At 52.2% G+C, this 18355-nt stretch carries 12 protein-coding genes; 8 read left to right on the top strand and 4 right to left on the bottom strand.

Annotated elements, in window-relative coordinates:
* Window positions 1-203: 203 nt before the first annotated feature.
* The 3 genes from MKY58_RS26605 to MKY58_RS26595 all read left to right on the top strand — a co-directional run bounded on the left by MKY58_RS26605 (window position 204) and on the right by MKY58_RS26595 (window position 3057).
* Window positions 204-1760, top strand: a complete 1557-nt coding sequence (locus tag MKY58_RS26605; RefSeq protein WP_339325255.1) for a sigma-70 family RNA polymerase sigma factor — start codon at window positions 204-206, stop codon at window positions 1758-1760.
* Window positions 1761-1924: 164 nt separating this feature from the next.
* Window positions 1925-2353: a VOC family protein gene (locus MKY58_RS26600; protein ID WP_339325254.1), complete on the top strand. Its 429-nt coding sequence runs from the start codon at window positions 1925-1927 to the stop codon at window positions 2351-2353.
* Between the two features lie 119 nt (window positions 2354-2472).
* Window positions 2473-3057: a TetR/AcrR family transcriptional regulator gene (locus tag MKY58_RS26595; RefSeq protein WP_339322746.1), complete on the top strand. Its 585-nt coding sequence runs from the start codon at window positions 2473-2475 to the stop codon at window positions 3055-3057.
* A 623-nt stretch (window positions 3058-3680) separates the two neighbouring features.
* Here the strand turns inward: MKY58_RS26595 and MKY58_RS26590 are convergent.
* Window positions 3681-4973 carry an MFS transporter gene (locus tag MKY58_RS26590; RefSeq protein WP_339322745.1) on the bottom strand — a complete coding sequence of 431 codons (1293 nt, stop codon included), beginning with the start codon at window positions 4971-4973 and terminating at the stop codon, window positions 3681-3683.
* Between the two features lie 211 nt (window positions 4974-5184).
* Here MKY58_RS26590 and MKY58_RS26585 point away from each other — a divergent pair, with 211 nt between their 5' ends.
* Entirely contained in the window at window positions 5185-6324 is a 1140-nt protein-coding gene (locus MKY58_RS26585) for a 5-methyltetrahydropteroyltriglutamate--homocysteine S-methyltransferase (RefSeq protein ID WP_339322744.1), read from the top strand.
* A 122-nt stretch (window positions 6325-6446) separates the two neighbouring features.
* Here the strand turns inward: MKY58_RS26585 and MKY58_RS26580 are convergent, their stop codons facing one another.
* On the bottom strand, window positions 6447-9077 hold the full coding sequence (locus MKY58_RS26580) for a family 16 glycosylhydrolase (protein WP_339322743.1): 2631 nt from the start codon (window positions 9075-9077) through the stop codon (window positions 6447-6449).
* Between the two features lie 194 nt (window positions 9078-9271).
* On the opposite strand from MKY58_RS26580, the gene MKY58_RS26575 reads away from it, so the two are divergent.
* Together MKY58_RS26575 and helD are read left to right on the top strand one after the other, a co-directional pair.
* The gene (locus MKY58_RS26575) at window positions 9272-9919 is read left to right on the top strand and encodes a uracil-DNA glycosylase (protein WP_339322742.1); all 648 of its coding nucleotides are present in this window, start codon (window positions 9272-9274) and stop codon (window positions 9917-9919) included.
* 228 nt (window positions 9920-10147) lie between these two features.
* Window positions 10148-12562, top strand: coding sequence for an RNA polymerase recycling motor HelD (gene helD / locus MKY58_RS26570; protein ID WP_339325253.1), 2415 nt, complete (start codon window positions 10148-10150; stop codon window positions 12560-12562).
* Between the two features lie 236 nt (window positions 12563-12798).
* Here the strand turns inward: helD and MKY58_RS26565 are convergent, their stop codons facing one another.
* The gene (locus tag MKY58_RS26565) at window positions 12799-14064 is read right to left on the bottom strand and encodes a peptidase M56 (protein ID WP_339322741.1); all 1266 of its coding nucleotides are present in this window, start codon (window positions 14062-14064) and stop codon (window positions 12799-12801) included.
* A 294-nt stretch (window positions 14065-14358) separates the two neighbouring features.
* Here MKY58_RS26565 and MKY58_RS26560 point away from each other — a divergent pair, with 294 nt between their 5' ends.
* Window positions 14359-15639, top strand: a complete 1281-nt coding sequence (locus tag MKY58_RS26560) for an ArsB/NhaD family transporter (RefSeq protein ID WP_339322740.1) — start codon at window positions 14359-14361, stop codon at window positions 15637-15639.
* 37 nt (window positions 15640-15676) lie between these two features.
* Here MKY58_RS26560 and MKY58_RS26555 read toward each other — a convergent pair whose 3' ends face one another.
* Window positions 15677-16393: a hypothetical protein gene (locus MKY58_RS26555; RefSeq protein ID WP_339322739.1), complete on the bottom strand. Its 717-nt coding sequence runs from the start codon at window positions 16391-16393 to the stop codon at window positions 15677-15679.
* A 314-nt stretch (window positions 16394-16707) separates the two neighbouring features.
* On the opposite strand from MKY58_RS26555, the gene MKY58_RS26550 reads away from it, so the two are divergent.
* Entirely contained in the window at window positions 16708-18207 is a 1500-nt protein-coding gene (locus MKY58_RS26550) for a malate:quinone oxidoreductase (RefSeq protein ID WP_339322738.1), read from the top strand.
* The last annotated feature ends 148 nt before the right edge of the window (window positions 18208-18355 follow it).

The raw sequence follows: 18355 nt of genomic DNA, 5'->3' as shown, positions 1-18355 counted from the left end.
CGTATCTGTTATGGGATTGGACGCCGCATCGGATTAAAAAGTTGCGTTTCGAACAGGGAACCAAATGTTAGACTGGTGATCAAGGACTCCTCCTGAACCGGGGGCAAGTTTCCTGCCCTCCCACCAAGAAATGACGTAACCTTTTGCAGTCTTGAAGGCACTTAGTAGGTGTAAACATCAGATACAAAGGAGGTGCAGGAAAACTGCGGCATTGGATCGAAGAGGCCAGGCAGGGAGATCAAAGAGCGTACGAGCATATCGTGAGCCATTTTAAGGGGTTAGCCTACACGGTGGCTTATGCCAGGTTAAACGACCCGTTTTTGGCGGAGGATGCGGTGCAGGAAGCGTTCGTCGAAGCATTCTCCCATCTCGGCAGCCTGAAGGATGAAGACGCATTCCCGGGATGGTTTAAAGTCATTGTGGAACGCCAATGTTACCGGATGCTTCGCAGAAAGAAACACGCCGTGATGCCCATTGAGGAGACCGCCGGCAAAATTGCGGACCCGAACAGCGTGGATTCCATTATAGAAAGAAGAGAATGGGAGGAGAAGCTGCTTCGGACCGTCGAAGGCTTGCCTCCCGCTCTAAGAATAGCGGTGCAGCTGTTTTATTATCGAGGGTATTCGATTAAAGAGATATCGAGCTTTTTGGGCGTGCCTGTTTCCACCCTGAAAAAGCGGCTTTTCGATGCCCGGAAAAAGCTGAGGACCTCGCTGCTTGTCTCCGACTTTGCATCGGTGTTGAACGATTTATACCAGGGAGGGGAAAACATGCTTCATATCGTGAACGGCGATCATGTGGGGAATAAGCTTAGGGAAGGTAATGTGCAGGGGGATATTTTGGTTTGGAGGGAGGTGTACCCCGTCGGACCGGCATTTGCGAGCATGGACGGGAACCACGAGCGGCTTTTTAGGGCGGACTATTTGGAAAAGACCCTGGGCATTCCTGCATCGGAGTACATCAAAAGCTGCGAATCCCAGGAAACCCGTCTCCAACATTTCAGCAAATACGATGAGGTCGTGATGTGGTTCGAGCATGATTTATTCGATCAAACGATGCTGGCCTTTCTATTGCACTGGTTCTCGAAGCAGTCGTTAGGCCATACAAAATTAAATTTGCTGTGCATCGGGGACTACCCTGGAATTGATTTGTTTCGGGGAATGGGGCAGCTGACGACGGAGCAACTGAAAACCTTGTCAGGTACGTGGCGGCGAATTGGAAAGGAAGAACTCACGCTGGGTGCCGAAATTTGGGAGGCGTACGTTTCCCGGGACGTCGAAAAACATGTTGGGATCTTAAGGTCGGATCCATCGGTGCTTCCTTTCGTGCATTCGGCATTTACGATGCATTTGAACCGGCTTCCGTCGCCGGGCAATGGATTGGGAATCGTTGAGCAAACCACGTTAGAGCTTGTAAAAAGCGGCGTGCAAAAACCTGCCGAGTTGTTTAAGAGAGTGGGGGATCGGCTGCATGAATTGGGAATGGGGGACTTGGAGTTTCGGTACCGCTTAAAAACGATGGCGGAGCTGCCGAAGCCGCTTCTTAAGGCCGAGGGGACGGATTATTTTCTTGGCGGGCCCTCTTCCGCCAAAGACGGCACTGTCGCATTAACCCGTCTGGGACAGGAAGTTTTAGCGGGTGAAAAGGACTGGTTGCTGGAAAAAGAAGTGGATGAGTGGTACGGCGGCTTGTCTGTAACGAATGAAATGGGGTGGCGCTGGGACCGAAGCGGGAAACGGCTCGTTTACATTGAAAAATAATATTTAAGGCCAAAGGCTGCCCGTGAAGGGCATTAGGATGCTCTAATTATTACCTGCGTCCCATCCTGTAAAATTATCAATCGCTTCATTATCTTGACTACACTTTACATACATACTGTATGTATGTTAAGATGGGTACAATAATAATCGAGAGGGGTATTATGATGAGAGTATCCAGTTTTTATCCCGTCATTTTAACAGATCAAGTTATTTCCACTGCAGCATTCTACGAAGATCACTTTGGATTCGAGAAGGTGTTTGAGGCTGACTGGTATATCAGCTTGAAAATGCACGGCAATGACACGCCGTACGAATTGGCTATTCTTGACGCTTCTCATTCGACCATCCCCGACGCATATCGGTCCAAAGTAAGAGGGCTGATTCTGAACTTCGAAGTGGACGATGTTGATGCTGAATACGAACGTCTCATTCGGGGAGCCAAGCTGCCACTAGAGCTTGATATCCGAAGCGAAGACTTTGGACAGCGGCATTTCATGACCTCAGATCCCAACGGGATATTGATCGATATTATTACTGTCATCCCCCCTTCAAACGATTTTAGTAACCAATATTCTGAAGAAATATGGAAATAAGGGAATACTCACAAGGCAGCCATGGATCCTTGAGTCCTGGAATCCGGATGCGTACATTGTCTATGCTAAGTGAGCTATAGAAATTATAATTAATGTAATGAATGGAGAACGGATCGATCATGAGAAGAACTAAGGCAGCGACTGAGGAAACGATTCATAAGCTGATCGATGTCGCCAGAACCCATTTTACCAATTACGGTTATGCCCAAGCCGCATTGGAATCCATCGTTCACGAGGCGAATCTGACGCGGGGAGCGGTTTATCATCATTTTCGCAGCAAGAAGGAACTATTTCGAATCGTCCTTGATGATGTCCAGCGAGAGGTTGCCGCAAGGGTGGAGCAGGAGGCATCGGCAAGTGAGGATGTATGGCAGCAACTCTACCTGGGTTGCCGTGCATTCATTATGGCTGCGGTTGAAGAGCGAAACAGGCGGATCATGCTGATTGACGGCCCTGCGATTCTTGGTTGGGATGTATGGAGAGCGATGGATAAGAACCATTCCATGCGTTTATTACGAGAGCAGCTTGGAATCATGCAGGAACGCGGATACCTTCGGATGGTTCCCCTTGACGCAATGACCCATTTTATTTCAGGCGGTTTGAATGAGACGGCGCTCTGGCTTGCCAACGAGTCCCTGCAGCCTAATGCTTTGGATGAGTCGATGAAGGCCCTTAGTGTGCTCCTGAACGGATTAAAACAATGAGGATAGTTTACTGGAGAGACTAACCCTCCGTTAGCAGCAATTTAGATTTTAACAACTCCGATGAAGGGTTAGTTATTGTACAAGATTTAAGGCAGTCAAGGTAGGCAGTGGCAACTTGATCGATTTAACCGCAATAGCGCGAACTGATTGCCGGGCAACGGGGCGTGCGTGACCATTGGCTTCTTCCGGATAAATGGGTCGACGTACGGATCGCTGGAATGCCGAGGTGACCCGTTTGATCGATCAGTAATACAACCAAAACAACCATTGATGACATGGAAAGTCGTCAATGGTTGTTTTTTTCTTCCTAATTCAGGATCGCGCCTGCCGAGGACGGCGGCTTTGCTTGCGGAGCGCGCCCCTTTTTTACGGAGATGCAAGAAGGTAGCTGATGTCCTCTACCATCCAGGCGCCATGGATGTAACGCACATCGATGATTCGCTCAACGAACATGCCGCCGGTACAGGAGGTTTTATCGGGTGAAAAGGACTGGTTGCTGGAAAATGAAGTGGATGGGCGGCACGGCGGCCTGGATATGTCCATTTATGTTTTGGCCGTATGAAAAAAGCAGGATAAGCGAAGCGGCTTATCCTGCTGGTTAAGCATGGAGCTGGTTGGTGAAGTTACTCGCTTATGACATCAGGACTGGTTGTTGTCACGGCATGGAAAGCCCGGCGGCCGATCAAGCCAACCCCCATCGCCAGCAAGGTAAGGCCGGCCGCGAACAGGTACAGGTTCACGATGCCGAACTTTTCGGCGAGGGCGGCCATGGCCAGCAGCGAAATGCAGAAGATCAGGTTCAGCAGGGAAGCTTGAGCCGACAGCACTTTGGGCAGCATCCCCTTGTCCACGCTTCGCTGGATCAAGGTGCGCCGGTTGATGACCGATAGCTCGGCGAACGGTCCCATCAGCAGCACGAGAATAAGCGCCAAAAAGGGATGGGTGTTAATCGCATAAACAGCGGCCAGGATGCCGTATCCGGCCATGCCGACCAGCATGGCGGCCAGGAAGCGGCTGCCGATGGCCCGCGCTAGGGCCAGGACAACCAACCCGCCGCCAACCGACCCCGCAAAATACGCCGCATTAATGAACCCCCACCACTCTTCGCCTTGCCCAAGCGCAGTTTGAACGAATGCCAGCGTAAAGGCGCCGACCCATACCGAGCCGCCCAGCATGTCGATCATGTCCATAAAGGTCAGCAGCCGCAGGTTCGGCATCCGCCAAATCATTTTCCAGCCTTCGGTCAGGGTGTGCCATCCGGTAGATGGTGCCCCCGGGTTGTCGTGGCTGCCCTCAGGCGCAACGTCGATCTGCTGCTGTACAGGCTGGGCTTCTGCCGGCTCCTTGACCCCGAGCGTAAAAGCCGCCGCCAGCCCGTAGATGACGGCCGTCAACAGCAGCGTGGGGCCGGGTCCCAGCAAAGCAACGATAACGCCGCTCAGTCCCCAGCCCGCAAACTGCACCACCTGGTCGCTGACGCTGATCAGGCTGTTTGCTTTGAGCAGGCCCTGCTCCTGGGCAACGAGCCGCGGTACGAGCGCGTTGCGGGCGGGAACCGTCCATCCGTCCAGGAAGGACATGGCAAAAACCAAAGCAAAGACAAGAGCAAACAGCGCATCGTTTCCGCTGAGCCGCAGGTAGACAGCCAAACCTACGAACAGCAGAAACTGGCCCGTCTGCGAAAAAAGCAATAATGCGGGCAGTTTGAAGCGGTTCAGCAGCAGCGGCGCGATCAGGCCGCTCAGCATTTGGGCGCCGCTGCGCATGAGCGGCATAAACGCCGCCGACACGATCGAGTCGGTCTGGTTCAATACGAGGACGGTAAGCGCCATAATATAGAGCACATCCGCGGCGTTTGCAGCCGTCTGGGTGGTCCACAGGAAATAGAAAGGACGGGTTAATATCGATGATTTCATTGCACGTGCAGTCTCCGTTTCTTGGTACATGATGTCAGAGGACTCGTAACAAGAATAAGGATACGGGAACTTGAAGGTTTTTACAATTCAAAGGGACAGCCATTTCGCTATAGCTAATAACTATAACGTGCTATAACCTTTTGGTAGAACGATATAACCAATGGTGTATGCTATAGTATTTTTAATATTTTTTTCCGAGGAGATAAATCAGATGACCACTCAAACCGAACCTAAAAAGCGAACCGTTTCTCCGTTTCGATATGATATCGTCGGCAGCTTTCTGCGGCCCAAGGCGCTAAAAGAGGCCAGATTGAAATTCCAGAGCGGCGAAATGACAGCCGGGCAGCTGAAGGAAGTCGAGGACGCCGAAATCGTCAAGCTCGTGCGAAAACAAAAAGAGGTGGGCCTTCAAGCGGTAACCGACGGCGAATTCCGACGCTCCTGGTGGCATCTGGACTTCTTTTGGGGCTTGGACGGCGTAGAACGAACCATCATTGATCAGGGTTATCAATTCAACGGCGCCGAGTCGAGGCCCGAAACCGCCCGCCTGACCGGCAAAATCCGTTACAGCGGCCATCCGTTTGTTTCGCACTTTGCATTTTTAAAAGAGGCGGCAGGCGACGACGTCGTGGCCCGTCAATCGATTCCTGCGGCCGCGCAGTTCCTGTTCGAGCTGGACCGGGCAGAAAATCAGGAAAGCACGAAGGCTGTCTACCCGAATCGGGAAGAGCTGGTTTCGGACATTGCCAAAGCGTACAAAGCGGCGATTCTTGATTTTTATGAAGCCGGCTGCCGCAGCCTTCAATTCGACGATTGCACGTGGGGAGCGCTGTGCGACGAGCAATTCATGGCATTCATGAAGCAGGCAGGCATGGATGTCGCCGAATATGCGAACGAATTTGCGAAATTGAACGGGGAAGTGGTATCCGGTCTCCCGGATGATCTCGTTGTCACGACGCATGTATGCCGCGGGAATTATGTTTCAACTTATGCTGGCGTAGGCGGGGGTTACGAGCCGATCGCCCAGACGCTTCTCGGCATCGATGACTACTCCGGCTTCTATTTGGAGTTTGATACCGATCGTGCAGGCGATTTTAAGCCGCTTCGATTCCTGAAGGACCATCAACAGGTCGTGTTGGGGCTGTTCTCATCCAAGTTCGGCGAGCTTGAGAGCAAGGAGGATATTTTGAAGCGGATCGAAGAAGCGACGCAATACGTCGATCTGAACCGGATTTGCCTAAGCCCGCAATGCGGGTTTGCTTCCACCGAAGAAGGCAACCATCTGACCGAGGAAGAGCAGTGGCGCAAGCTTGCTTTTATTAAGGAGATTGCGGAAGAGATTTGGAAGTAGGAATTTAAACAGCCAATAGATAAATCAGGGCCCTTCGTGTTGGAAGGCGCCCTGATTTTTTATGCTTTCTTGCATGCCTGGCACGCAACTGGTTTATTTGAAGCCATATGATGCGCTCGGGATTATTCCGGCGTTCCTTGAGTTATCCCGTGAACATACGTCTGCCATGGGGTGTCCAGCGCCCCCTGCCCCGGATTATAGGTAAAGAAATATTCGACCTTATCCCCTTGCTTCAGGTTGCGGACGGAGTAGGTGTAGTTGCCGTTCCCCGTCGGGGTCATGGCAACGTTCAACTGCACGCCGTTGTTGACCTTATAGTGCAAGTCGGCAAAGGTGGCGCCGTTCACATAGAACAGCAGGTCATCGCCGATTTTCTTCAGCCCCTTCACCCCATCGCCGATGACGATGACGGTGGAAGGAGGAGGCACAACGGTGATGGTGGCACTGGCGGTTTTATTGCCGTCGGCTGTTGTCGCCGTGACGGTTGTCGTACCCGGAGCGAGCCCGGTCACGAGACCGCTCGGACTTACGGATGCGGTACTGCCGCCCGCAACCGACCACGTGACCTGCTTATTCGTTGCATTGGACGGTGCTACATTGGCGTTCAACTGGACGCTTTGCCCGACTTCCACCTGCGCCGTGCTCGGATTCACCGTAACGCCGGTAACGGGTACGTTTCCTGGATTTTGCCCGCCCTGGCCTGCTTTGTACACCCGTACATAGTCCACCTGCATCGTGGCAGGGATATCCGACGGATCCGGGGTCCGGCCCCCGTCAAAGGCCCCGCCGATCGCCAGGTTCATAATGAGGTAGAACGGCTGGTCGAAAGGAGCGTTCGGATTGTTCGGCGCCGCTGCGGAATCCCATTGATCCCGGGTCGCTTTAAAGAAGAACTTGCCGTCCACGTACCATTTGATGTTGTCCTCTTCCCAGACGACCGAATAGACATGGTAGTCATTGGCGAAGGTTTGCCCTGCAGGGAAGTGGTATTCGCCGGAAAGATGCCGGTTCGCCGGCCATTGCCCGCCGAAGTGGATGGCTCCGCTCGTCGCGCCGGGCAAGCGCCCTCTAGCTTCCATGACGTCGATTTCCCCGGAGGACGCCCATGTCCCGTAGACATTATCCTGCGGAAGCATCCAGAGTGCCGGCCAGATGCCGTTGCCGGTGGGCAGCTTGGCGCGGAAGTCGACTCTGCCGTACTTGAAGGAAAAATGATCTTTGGTATTGATTTTGCCGGAGGAGTATTGCGCATACCGATTGGGATCCTGCGGGAACGATTTTGGCTCGTTCAAGGCTCTGATATTTAGCTTTCCGTCCTGCACGAAAACATTTTGCGTACTATCGGTATAGTGCTGCAGCTCCGAATTGCCCCAACCCCAGGTATTGGGATCGTCATTGAGATAATACCCTGTTTCGTAGTTCCACTTGCTGCGATCCAGCGCCGTTCCGTTAAACTCATCCTGCCAGATAAGGTTCATGCCTTCGATGGCCGGGTCGCTTGGCGTTCCGATCGGAATATCCTCCTGTCCGGTGACATCCGGGCGGGGAGCATCCGGATTGCCGATCAAAGTATAGTTGACGAAGTTGTTGCCCACGTTCCCACCTGCCTGACCATTTAATGGATAGCCGATACGGATCTGCATATTCTCTTGGATCGGCTGAAACCACAGGCCGTAGATATGGTCTGCCCAATATCCCCACTGATTGGCTGCGGACATGTTGTTGTAGCCGTTCGCCGAATATGCGAATCCGCTCCGGCTCGAATCAGCCAGATCCACCCACTGTCCGTTGATGTTGATCTGGTAAACGAAATTGCCAAGCTCCTTGGCGATCGGGGCGCTTCCGTCAATCTTGGGCAGCGGGATGCCGATGGCGCCGTTCGCGTCCGCAGTAAAGGTCGTTCCTTCATAAGGCGTAAGGAGATAAGAATTTCTTGCGGGTTCATTAAAAGTAATGGTGTACACGAGGTTGGCCGAAGAGGTTTTGGATTGCAGTTTGACATTGATCGATTCGGTGACGTTAAACCAGTATCCGCCGCCGCCATCGGTGAATTGGCCGAAGTTTTGATCATAGATCCAGCCGCTGGCCGCATTGTTGTCGATATCGATCCATTCGCTGCCGTTTACCGGCTTCACGTACACCTTCAAATCATCCGCTACCGCTTCATAGGTAATGGCCGGATCGTTGTTGAATATCGGATAGGTAAAGCCGGCACCGCCCGTAAAACCCGCCGTAATTTGCGGCCCTTGCGTCGGGGTCATCGCCGTGATGGTGGTTTTGTTGATGTTTTGAAACACAAGCCTGTAATCCAGCGTAACCCCGTTTGCTTTGGAGTACAGCTGAATGTCCGTTGTTGCGGAGAGGGTGAACCAATAGCCGGTAAAGCCGCCGTCGTTCCAGTGACCCCAATTCTGGTTATAGACAAAGCTGCCGACGCTGTCGATATCGACCCAGCTGCCGTTGACTTTTACCTTGACGCCCAAATCCTGGGCCACGTCATTCCAAGTGGCGGCTCCTCCGTTAAAAATCGGCATCACAAAACCATAGCTGGCCTGGCCGACCCCCGATTTCGTGATGACAGGCCCGTCTGCCGCCGAGAAGTACGTCATCGAGGAAATGGTGGTTCCGGCCGTTTCGGCAGCTTGAGCCTGCGAAGTTGGCCATAGTCCGGCCCCGGTCAGCAGGAGGACTGCCAAAAACAAGTTCCATGCCTTACTCCTGAACAGCCTTTTCGCAGCATAAGATCGCTTCATAAATACCCCCCTTGAACATAATGGATTCCCGGCTAACGAGCGAATCGGAAAACGCTTACAACCGGGAGTGACTTCATTCTATCGAAAACCATCCTGCGGTGAACAGGTACCGTTTTTTGGGTTTGGGGTCTGTTTTTTCGGGTTTAGCCGGGCATAATGGAATCATGACATATAAAGAGGAGGGAAGGTACTGCATGACGGCGGAAACGAATCATCCCTGCATCATCCTGCCCGAAGAGCATGCGCCCGAAGGTATGCAGCATTGCGAACGTTGCGAGTTGTTCAAACAGCGGACCCGCATCATCTGGGGGGAAGGCAATCCGCAGGCCTCGCTCGTGATGATCCTGGATAATCCGGGGGCGCGGGAGGACCGGGAAGGCAATCCGTTTTTGTGCGGTACCCGGGAAACCCTTCAACTCGGCATGAGGGAAGCGGGCATGGATATCCACTCGGTTTACGTGACCTATTTGCTGAAACGCCGGCCGGTCCGCGCTTACGATAAGCCTGCCACCCGAGCGGCGTGCCTTCCGCATCTGCAGTCGCAGCTTGTTCAGAAGCAGCCGCTCGTCCTGTTCGGTTTTGGCAATGTTGTGGCCGAAGGATTATTTCCGCAGAAGGAAAATGCCACCGTCAAAGAGCTGCGGGGAAGCTGGCATGAGTTTGAGGGGATCCCGATCGGCTTCACCTACCATCCACTGGCAGTAAGAAGAAGGCCCAATTTGCTAAAGTTCTTTGTCGAGGATTTGAAAGCATTGCGGGAGAAGTGGGAGGAAAGGGCTGCCGCTTCATGCCCTGAGACGAACATTCAACATCGAGGCCCTGTGCCCCGCGTCGGTGAGTAGTATATGGCAAAAACCCAAAAAAACCCGGCAGGTTCTGCCGGGTTTATCTTATGACTAAATGAAGTTGCACACAAAGAAACACTATGATATGATGAAAGAACTGTCAACATTCTTTGCAAACATCATAGTAATCCCATCTTATTTACACTTTAATCTTACCACAGGACATGGCAGTCTGTCAAACCTTCTTTTTCTTCAAAATCGAGCGAAGGAGTGTGCTGGAAATTGATCAACGCAGAGGATTGGAAGCAAGAGCAAGAGCGGCTGGACATGGTCACGGAAAAACTGCAGGCAAGAATCGCCGAACTGGAGCCGGAGGTGGCCGGTCTGCATGGTCAGGTGACGGACATCCGCAAACAATTTTGGGAGGAAGTTACCGTCAACACGAGCACGGATGAGGATTTCGAAGAAACCTTCTACAGCATCCGCCAGCAAGAGGCGATATTGTCCGAGCGGGAGCGAAGCCACCGGCAGCGCGTGCAGCAATGGAAAAACATGAAGCGGCTGCTGTCATCCCCTTACTTTGGACGGATCGATTTCCACGAAGACGGCCTGGGTTTTACCGAAAAGGTCTATATCGGCGTCGCGTCTTTCGTCGATTCGGACGGCATGGAGTTTCTGGTTTACGATTGGCGCACTCCGATCGCCAGCATGTACTACGATTACTCCCCGGGGGAAGCCGGTTATGATACGCCGGGCGGGTACGTGTCCGGCAAAATGAAGCTGAAACGGCAGTATCAGATCCGCGAGGGGCAATTGCACAACGTGTTCGACACCAGCTTGACGATCGGCGACGAATTGCTGCAGCAAGTGCTCGGAAAAGGCGCGGACAACCAGATGAAAAGCATCGTCGCGACGATCCAAAAAGAGCAAAACGCCATTATCCGCGAGGATAAAAGCCGGATGCTTATCGTGCAAGGGGCGGCCGGAAGCGGGAAAACCTCGGCGGCGCTGCAGCGGGTCGCGTACTTGCTGTATAAACACCGGGAGCGGCTGAAGGCCGACCAAATTGTGTTGTTTTCGCCGAATCCGATGTTTAACAGCTACGTCTCGACCGTTCTTCCCGAGCTTGGCGAAGAAAACATGCAGCAAACGACCTTCCAGGAATATTTGGATTACTGGCTTGGCAGGACGTTCCGGTTGGAGGATCCGTTCGATCAGATCGAATACGTGCTGACGGAGCCGTCCGCGCAAGGGTACGGGGCCCGGCTAAGCGGGATTCGTTATAAGGCGTCCGAAGCATTCCTGCAAGCCCTTCAAAATTACGCGCGGTGGTTGGAGCGCGAGGGCATGCGATTCCAAAGCATTCGCTTTCGGGACCGCGATTTGATCACGGCGGAGCAAATGGAGTCCAAGTTTTACGGCTATGATCCTTCCATCCGCATCACCTACCGCATGGCCATGCTGCAGGAGTGGCTGTTGGGCGAACTGGCCGCGCTGGAGAGAAAAGAGCGGGAGGCGCTATGGGTGCAGGAGGAGCTGGATTATCTCGACAAGGACCAATACGCCGAAGCGTATCGGCAGCTGCACAAAGACAGGGGCGTTTTCGATTTTGCCGAGCAATATGAGGAAATGCGCGAAAGGCTGCAAGGCGAGCGCAGGCCGGATGAAGGCGATTTCGACTATGCCGATCGGGAGGAGCAGCTGCTGCGGCGGATGATCGTCAAGGAGCAGTTTAAGCCGCTGAGACGAAGCGTGAAGCGGATGTTGTTCATCGATATGGCCGGACTCTACGCCCAGTTGTTCGAAAATGAAGATGCATTCAAAAAGATGACGGGCGGAGCGGAAGCCCCCCCGTTTTGGCCGGAAATCTGCGAGCAGACCCGGGAAAAGCTAAGCCGCAGCGAACTGTTTTATGAAGATGCCACGCCGTACCTGTATTTAAAAGAGTTAATCGAAGGCGTCCGCACGAATACGGAAGTCCGGCATGTCTTCGTCGACGAGGGCCAGGATTATTCGATGTTTCAATATGAGTTCCTCAAAAGATTGTTCCCCCGCGCCCGCATGACGGTTCTCGGCGACTTCGGCCAGGCGATCTTTGCTCAAGCGACGGAGCTGTACGGCGGAGATTCGCCGCTTACCCGGCTATACGGAGCAACCGAAACGCGCTTGTTCCGCCTGGTTCGCAGCTACCGGTCTACCCGGGAGATCGTGGAATTCTCGAAGTCGCTGCTGCCGAACGCCCAAGAGATCGTGCCGTTTGAACGAAGCGGCAGAAAACCGCTTCTCTCTAAGGCGGAGAGCAAGGAAAAGCGGGCGGAGCAAATTGCCGGGCAGCTTGACGCGCTGCGGGCGGAAGGTTTGACTTCCATCGGCGTCATCACGAAAACAGCGGCCGAAAGCGAGGAAGCTTATAACCTCTTGATGCAGCATGGCTCCGAGGGGATCAAGCTCATTACGAAAAACACGCCTACCTTTGAGAAGGGGACTTTGATTCTTCCCGTCTACCTTGCCAAGGGCGTTGAATTCGACGCAGTGCTCATTTATGACGCCTCTTCGGAAACTTATCATCGGGAAAGCGAGCGCAAGCTTTTTTATACGGCGTGTACGCGTGCCATGCATCGGCTTTTGCTTTTCGCAACGGGAGAATGGACCCCGTTTATTCGGGGGATGGATTCATCGTTGTATGAGGTGAAGCCATAAGTTACATCAACACCCAAGTTGATTTGGGGGTGAACCCAAAACAACCTTTGCTGCCCTGCACGGCCGGCAAAGGTTGTTTTTGTGCGGCAAAGATCTACTCCAGATAAGCGAAGTTCAGGGGCGAAGTTTCGATGTCCGTTTTGCGGTACGGCTTGCCCTTCTTTCAGCAGCTGATCTGCAAGGATGCCGCTTTTCAGGGAGCGGAGCTGATTTTCGGGCGTGAGATGATCCGATTTTTAATTTTGGTAGGGAGCGAGTATCAGAGCCTCCAGGTTTGTTTCCTGGTATTGCTCTTGGCCTAAAAACAACGAAGCATAATAGACATCGTCTTGCTTCCACATATATATGGTTTGGCTTTTTAATTCCGACGGTTCGGAATGACGAGACCCAAAATAGACGTGATGGTTGTCGGCATAAGCGGTAATTTCCACGCCATTGATCTGCAGCTTGCGAAGATACGACAGTTTGGCCGGATTAAAAAGAGGCGCTTTGCTCTGGTAAAACCACAGTTCGTCGTTGAGATCGTAAATGGTCGAATCGTACGGCGGGCTATAGGTGTTCCACAGCGCATCCGCCGACTGCCTGAACGCGTACCCGGTATTGTGATCCTTCGTCCTCAACAAAATCGAATTGCTCAGCGTAAACTGCGTATCCGGCAAGTCCGTCGGGAACTTCAACGGTATGCCCAGGATCTTTTTGGCTGCGTTCAAATCCGTCTCGTCGTACAGGGGAAAGGAGTTCCCCTCGCCATCGTAGCGAACGTGCCGGGTCTGCTCCGGAAATACAAAGGATTGAACGACTTTCGCAAGCTCTTTATTCGTGAGGATTCCGCCTCGTAACAGCCTCCGTTCCTTTGAGGCATCGTTTTCGCTGTAATAGTTGATTGCATACGTGACGCCTCCATCCTGCCAGACGAAGCTTCTGGATCCTCCCGGCTTACGATCGGAGCTCTGCGTCTTCGAGAATAACGTGCCTTTGACATGGCCGGCCGTAACCGCCTTTTGAATGAAAGGAAGTGTCGTTGTCGTTTGTTGGGTGCTAGGAGCTCCCCACAGCAAACCGTGCTCCCACATATGGCCGTTCCCTTTGACCGCCAGCATTTCGATCTTTTGTTCGTTTTTGCCGCCGAATTGGGAAACGAATCGGATGGAGACCGCATCTAAGAGATCTGACCTGTCGGCATTCGAAAATGACTTATACAAATCCACATTTTGAAGTTGGTAACCTGCCGGGAGGTAATCCGGAACTTTAAAATCAAATCCGGCAAACTTCCGGGCCCGATCGAGGCTGTGAAACCACTTATACAAGTCGTCATTCAGTCGGTTTATCTTTAACAGGGAGGGCTCGATTTTGGAGATTGTTCTGGAACCCGTACCCTGGCCGGTGCTTTCCTTGCTTTCCGTCCCTTGGGTCAGCCATGCGGCGCTGAGCGCCAACATCAGGAGGATCGCAGCGGCAAATAACGAATATGTGACTTTTTTGTACTTAAAAATTATAATCATCCTCCTTTTCCTTTTTACTCCCTTTGATACATAACGCCCTAAAGGGTATTGAAGTTACAGATGAATCGGCATACAAGCCACGGGTTTCCAGTCCGGATTCAGGTCATGCATCGGATACCTTTACACCTATTGGAGGGATTGTTATAATAGCTATAATCAACTTCATACGGATTATCGGAGGAGCCTGCCATCGGTAGGCTCCTTTTTGCCTTTTTTTGGCCTGCCGAAGGTTTCTTTCATGACAATCCACATGTTGGGGAATATTGAAGAAAACAACACTTTCGGGAGGGGTTTATGGAAAACCAGGCAATTTTGGCAATCGGCATTTTTCTCGTCATTTACGGGTTTATCATTGCGGAGAAGATCCACCGTACCATCGTCGCGATGATTGGCGGAACGTTAATGGTCGTCTTGGGCATCGTTGACCAAGAAACGGCCCTGCATCACATTGACTTCAATACACTGGGTCTGCTTGTCGGCATGATGATTATCGTAGGGGTGACGGCTGAAACGGGACTGTTTAAGTACATTGCCGTCGTTGCCGCCAAAAAGGCGAAAGGGGAGCCTGTCCGGATTCTGATCGCATTGGCGCTGATTACGGCGGTGGGATCGGCCTTTTTGGATAACGTGACGACCGTTCTGCTTATGGTGCCGGTGACGTTCAGCATTACCAAACAGCTGCGCGTCAATCCCGTACCATTTCTCATAACGCAAATCATTGCCTCAAATGCAGGGGGTACCGCCACCTTGATTGGCGATCCTCCGAACATTATGATCGGGAGCGCCGTGAAAGAGTTGTCCTTTATGGATTTCATCGTCAATCTGGCGCCGATTGCTGCCCTTGTCATGGCCGTGTATATCCCGATTTTTATTTTCCTGTTCCGCAAAAAAATTCAGACGACAAACGAATTGAAACAAACCATCATGGAGATGGACGAAAGCGAGCTGATTACCGATCGCGGGCTTTTGCGGAAGTGCCTGATCGTTTTGGGATTGACGATCCTTGGGTTCTTTACCCATCAGCTGCTGCATCTGGAATCGGCGACCGTCGCATTGGCGGGGGCCTTCCTGCTGCTGCTGCTTACCGGAGAACACATGATGGAAGAAGCATTCGCCAAGGTAGAATGGACGACGATCTTTTTCTTCGTCGGTTTGTTCGTGCTGGTGTCCGGCCTTATTGAAACGGGCGTGATCGCCAAATTGGCCGAGCAAGCCATCGAACTGACCGGAGGGGACCTGGTAACGACGTCCATGCTGATTTTATGGCTGAGCGCGATTGCATCGGCTTTTCTGGACAACATCCCGTTCGTAGCCACGATGATTCCGATGATCCAGGAGATGGGCCATATGGGCGTCAGCAATTTGGAGCCGCTTTGGTGGAGCCTTGCGCTTGGAGCATGTTTGGGGGGCAACGGATCGCTTATTGGCGCCAGCGCCAACCTCATTGTGGCCGGGATGTCGGGGAAAGAAGGCCATCCGATCCGGTTCGTGCAATTTTTGAAGTACGGTTTTCCTTTAATGCTGCTTTCGATCGTCTTATCCAGCATCTACGTTTACTTTCGTTACTTGGTTTAGTTGCAGGTCGGATATCTCTTCGAAAAAGGGAGCGCCTCTAAGGCTCTCCCTTTTCTCTTATTGTCTTTTGTTCGATGATCCGCTTGCTAAGGGCGTGAATCAAAATTTGTTGCTTGGGCTCGTCCGGATCCGCGCTTCGCAAATTCACCGCATAAATCAGAGGCGTACCCGGGATCGAAGGATGATAATACCTCTCGACCGAAAACCCTCCCAACTTGGCTTTGTCCATATTGGAGGCTGCCAAGGCGAGTTCGACGGCTTTTGTTTCGGAAAATGAGGGGTGCATGGGGCGGTTCAGCGTCCTTTTCTTCAGATCGCGATAGATTCTGCCCTCGACGCGCAGAATGACGCCCCGTTCATTCATTTGAACAACCAGCCCGTCGTTCCAGACCGGCGTTTTATAGAGAAGGTGTTGCAGCCTGACTTGGATCGTATCGTCGGAAAGCCGGTTGACTTCGGTCGCCTTCATGTCGGTTCTTGCGTTGCTCAAGCCGTAGACGGCCTTGTTATGATTCAAAAACTCATAGGCGATCCACTGGGGCGAATGTTTCGACGGTTTTGACAAGTTTCCCGCAAGCAAGGAGGGAGTGTTGGCATTTGGATCCCAATGGACCGTGAGCGTATCGCCGCTTTCTTTTTTTAGTCTGTGCATCGCTCTTTTTGCGTCTTTGGGCACCTCTTCGGAAGCCGCTAAAGCGATGGCGGGCGATGAAAAAACGAGCGTCCCCATCAACAACAGCAAGAAAAGCCTCATGGATTTCAACTCCTTTGTATACCAATAGGCATTATGGATATTTTTGGCTTAAAACCAGGCTATTATTCACCGGAACGCCGGATTATAGCGTTGGTTTTTTGTGTTTTCCCAAGGTTTTGTGCCTCGTTTCCCGCTTCTTCCGTGTAATCGGGTTGTAAATGGCATATAACAATCATTTAATAGTCTATAAAATAGTGATATACTAGGAGCAGGTAATCATTCATCCAGAAAAGGTGTTGACCAGGTCGCACTCTGACTTGCCGTGAGAGCGCCTACATCTTTTCTCCAAATATTAGCGTATAAGGGCGGTAAACATGAGCAACAGACAAACCGAAACAGACGTTATTTTAATTGGTGCCGGAATCATGAGTGCGACTTTGGGAACATTGCTGAAGGAATTAGTGCCGTACTGGGACATTAAGGTGTTCGAGAAGCTGGCCAGCCCGGGAGAAGAAAGCTCCAACGAATGGAATAATGCGGGAACGGGGCACGCCGCGCTGTGCGAGCTGAACTACACGACCGAAAAACCGGACGGATCTATAGATATTAGCAAAGCCATAAAAGTAAACGAGCAGTTTCAGGTCTCCATGCAGTTCTGGTCCTATCTGGTGAACAGCAAGCTGATCCGCAATCCGCAAGATTTTATCATGCCGTTGCCTCATATGAGTCTGGTGCAAGGGGAGCAAAACGTAGCGTTTTTGAAAAAGCGCTTTGAAGCCATGTCCAAAAATCCGTTGTTCCAGGGCATGCAATACTCGGATAATCCGAAAAAGTTGATGGAATGGATTCCGCTGATCATGAAGGAACGGGCATCGAACGAACCGATGGCGGCGACCAAAATGGACTCCGGAACGGACGTGAACTTTGGCGCTTTAACGCGCATGCTGTTCGACCATTTGAAAAGGAAAGACGTGGAAATCCGTTACAAACATCACGTTGACGATATTAAACGCGCCGGAGACGGCAAGTGGGAACTGAAAGTGCGAAACGACCGCGGCGAAGTCGAACGCTATAAGGCCAAATTCGTTTTTATCGGCGGCGGGGGAGGAAGCCTTCCTTTGCTTCAAAAATCGGGCATTCCGGAAGGAAAACATATCGGCGGCTTCCCGATCAGCGGCCTGTTCATGGTGTGCAACAATCCGGAGGTCGTCGCGCAGCACCATGCCAAAGTGTACGGCAAAGCCAAGGTCGGCGCGCCTCCGATGTCCGTGCCGCATCTGGACACGAGATTCATCGATCATAAAAAATCGCTTCTTTTCGGACCGTTTGCAGGGTTTTCGCCGAAGTTCCTGAAGACGGGTTCCATGTTCGATTTGATCGGCTCGGTCAAACCGAACAACATCTTAACGATGCTCGCGGCAGGCGCCAAAAACCTGTCGTTGACCAAATACCTGATCCAGCAAGTGTTGTTGTCGAAAGAAAAACGGATGGAAGAGCTGCGGGAGTTCATCCCGAACGCCAAAAGCGAAGATTGGGACCTGCTGGTGGCGGGCCAACGCGTACAGGTCATCAAAGATACGGTCGATGGCGGCAAAGGCACGCTTCAGTTCGGTACGGAGGTAGTCAGCGCCGCCGATGGATCGATCGCCGCATTGCTTGGCGCCTCTCCGGGTGCATCTACCGCCGTTTCCGTCATGCTTGAGGTCATCGAAAAATGCTTCCCGGATCAGCTCAAAGCATGGCAGCCGAAAATCAAGGAAATGATCCCTTCCTACGGATTGTCGCTGGTGGATAACCCTGAACTGATCCGCGAAATTCATGAATCGACCACGCGGGCGCTGGGCCTGAACAGCGAACTGCAAACCATCGTGTAGCCAATATATAGATGATTCAAACGGGCCTTCGTCCAAAGCCTCACGGGACGGGGGCCGTTTTGTTTGTCCGGTCTGCCGCTTGCTCGAAGCACGGTTTTGCCGAAAACGGTATAATAAAGAGCAGAAGTGGACATTTAAAAAGCGATGG

The organism is Paenibacillus sp. FSL W8-0194, from assembly GCF_037969745.1.
GTDB classification, from domain to species: domain Bacteria; phylum Bacillota; class Bacilli; order Paenibacillales; family Paenibacillaceae; genus Paenibacillus_AQ; species Paenibacillus_AQ cookii.
The sequence above is the reverse complement of the archived record's forward strand: the minus strand, read 5'-3'. Positions and strand labels throughout refer to the sequence as shown.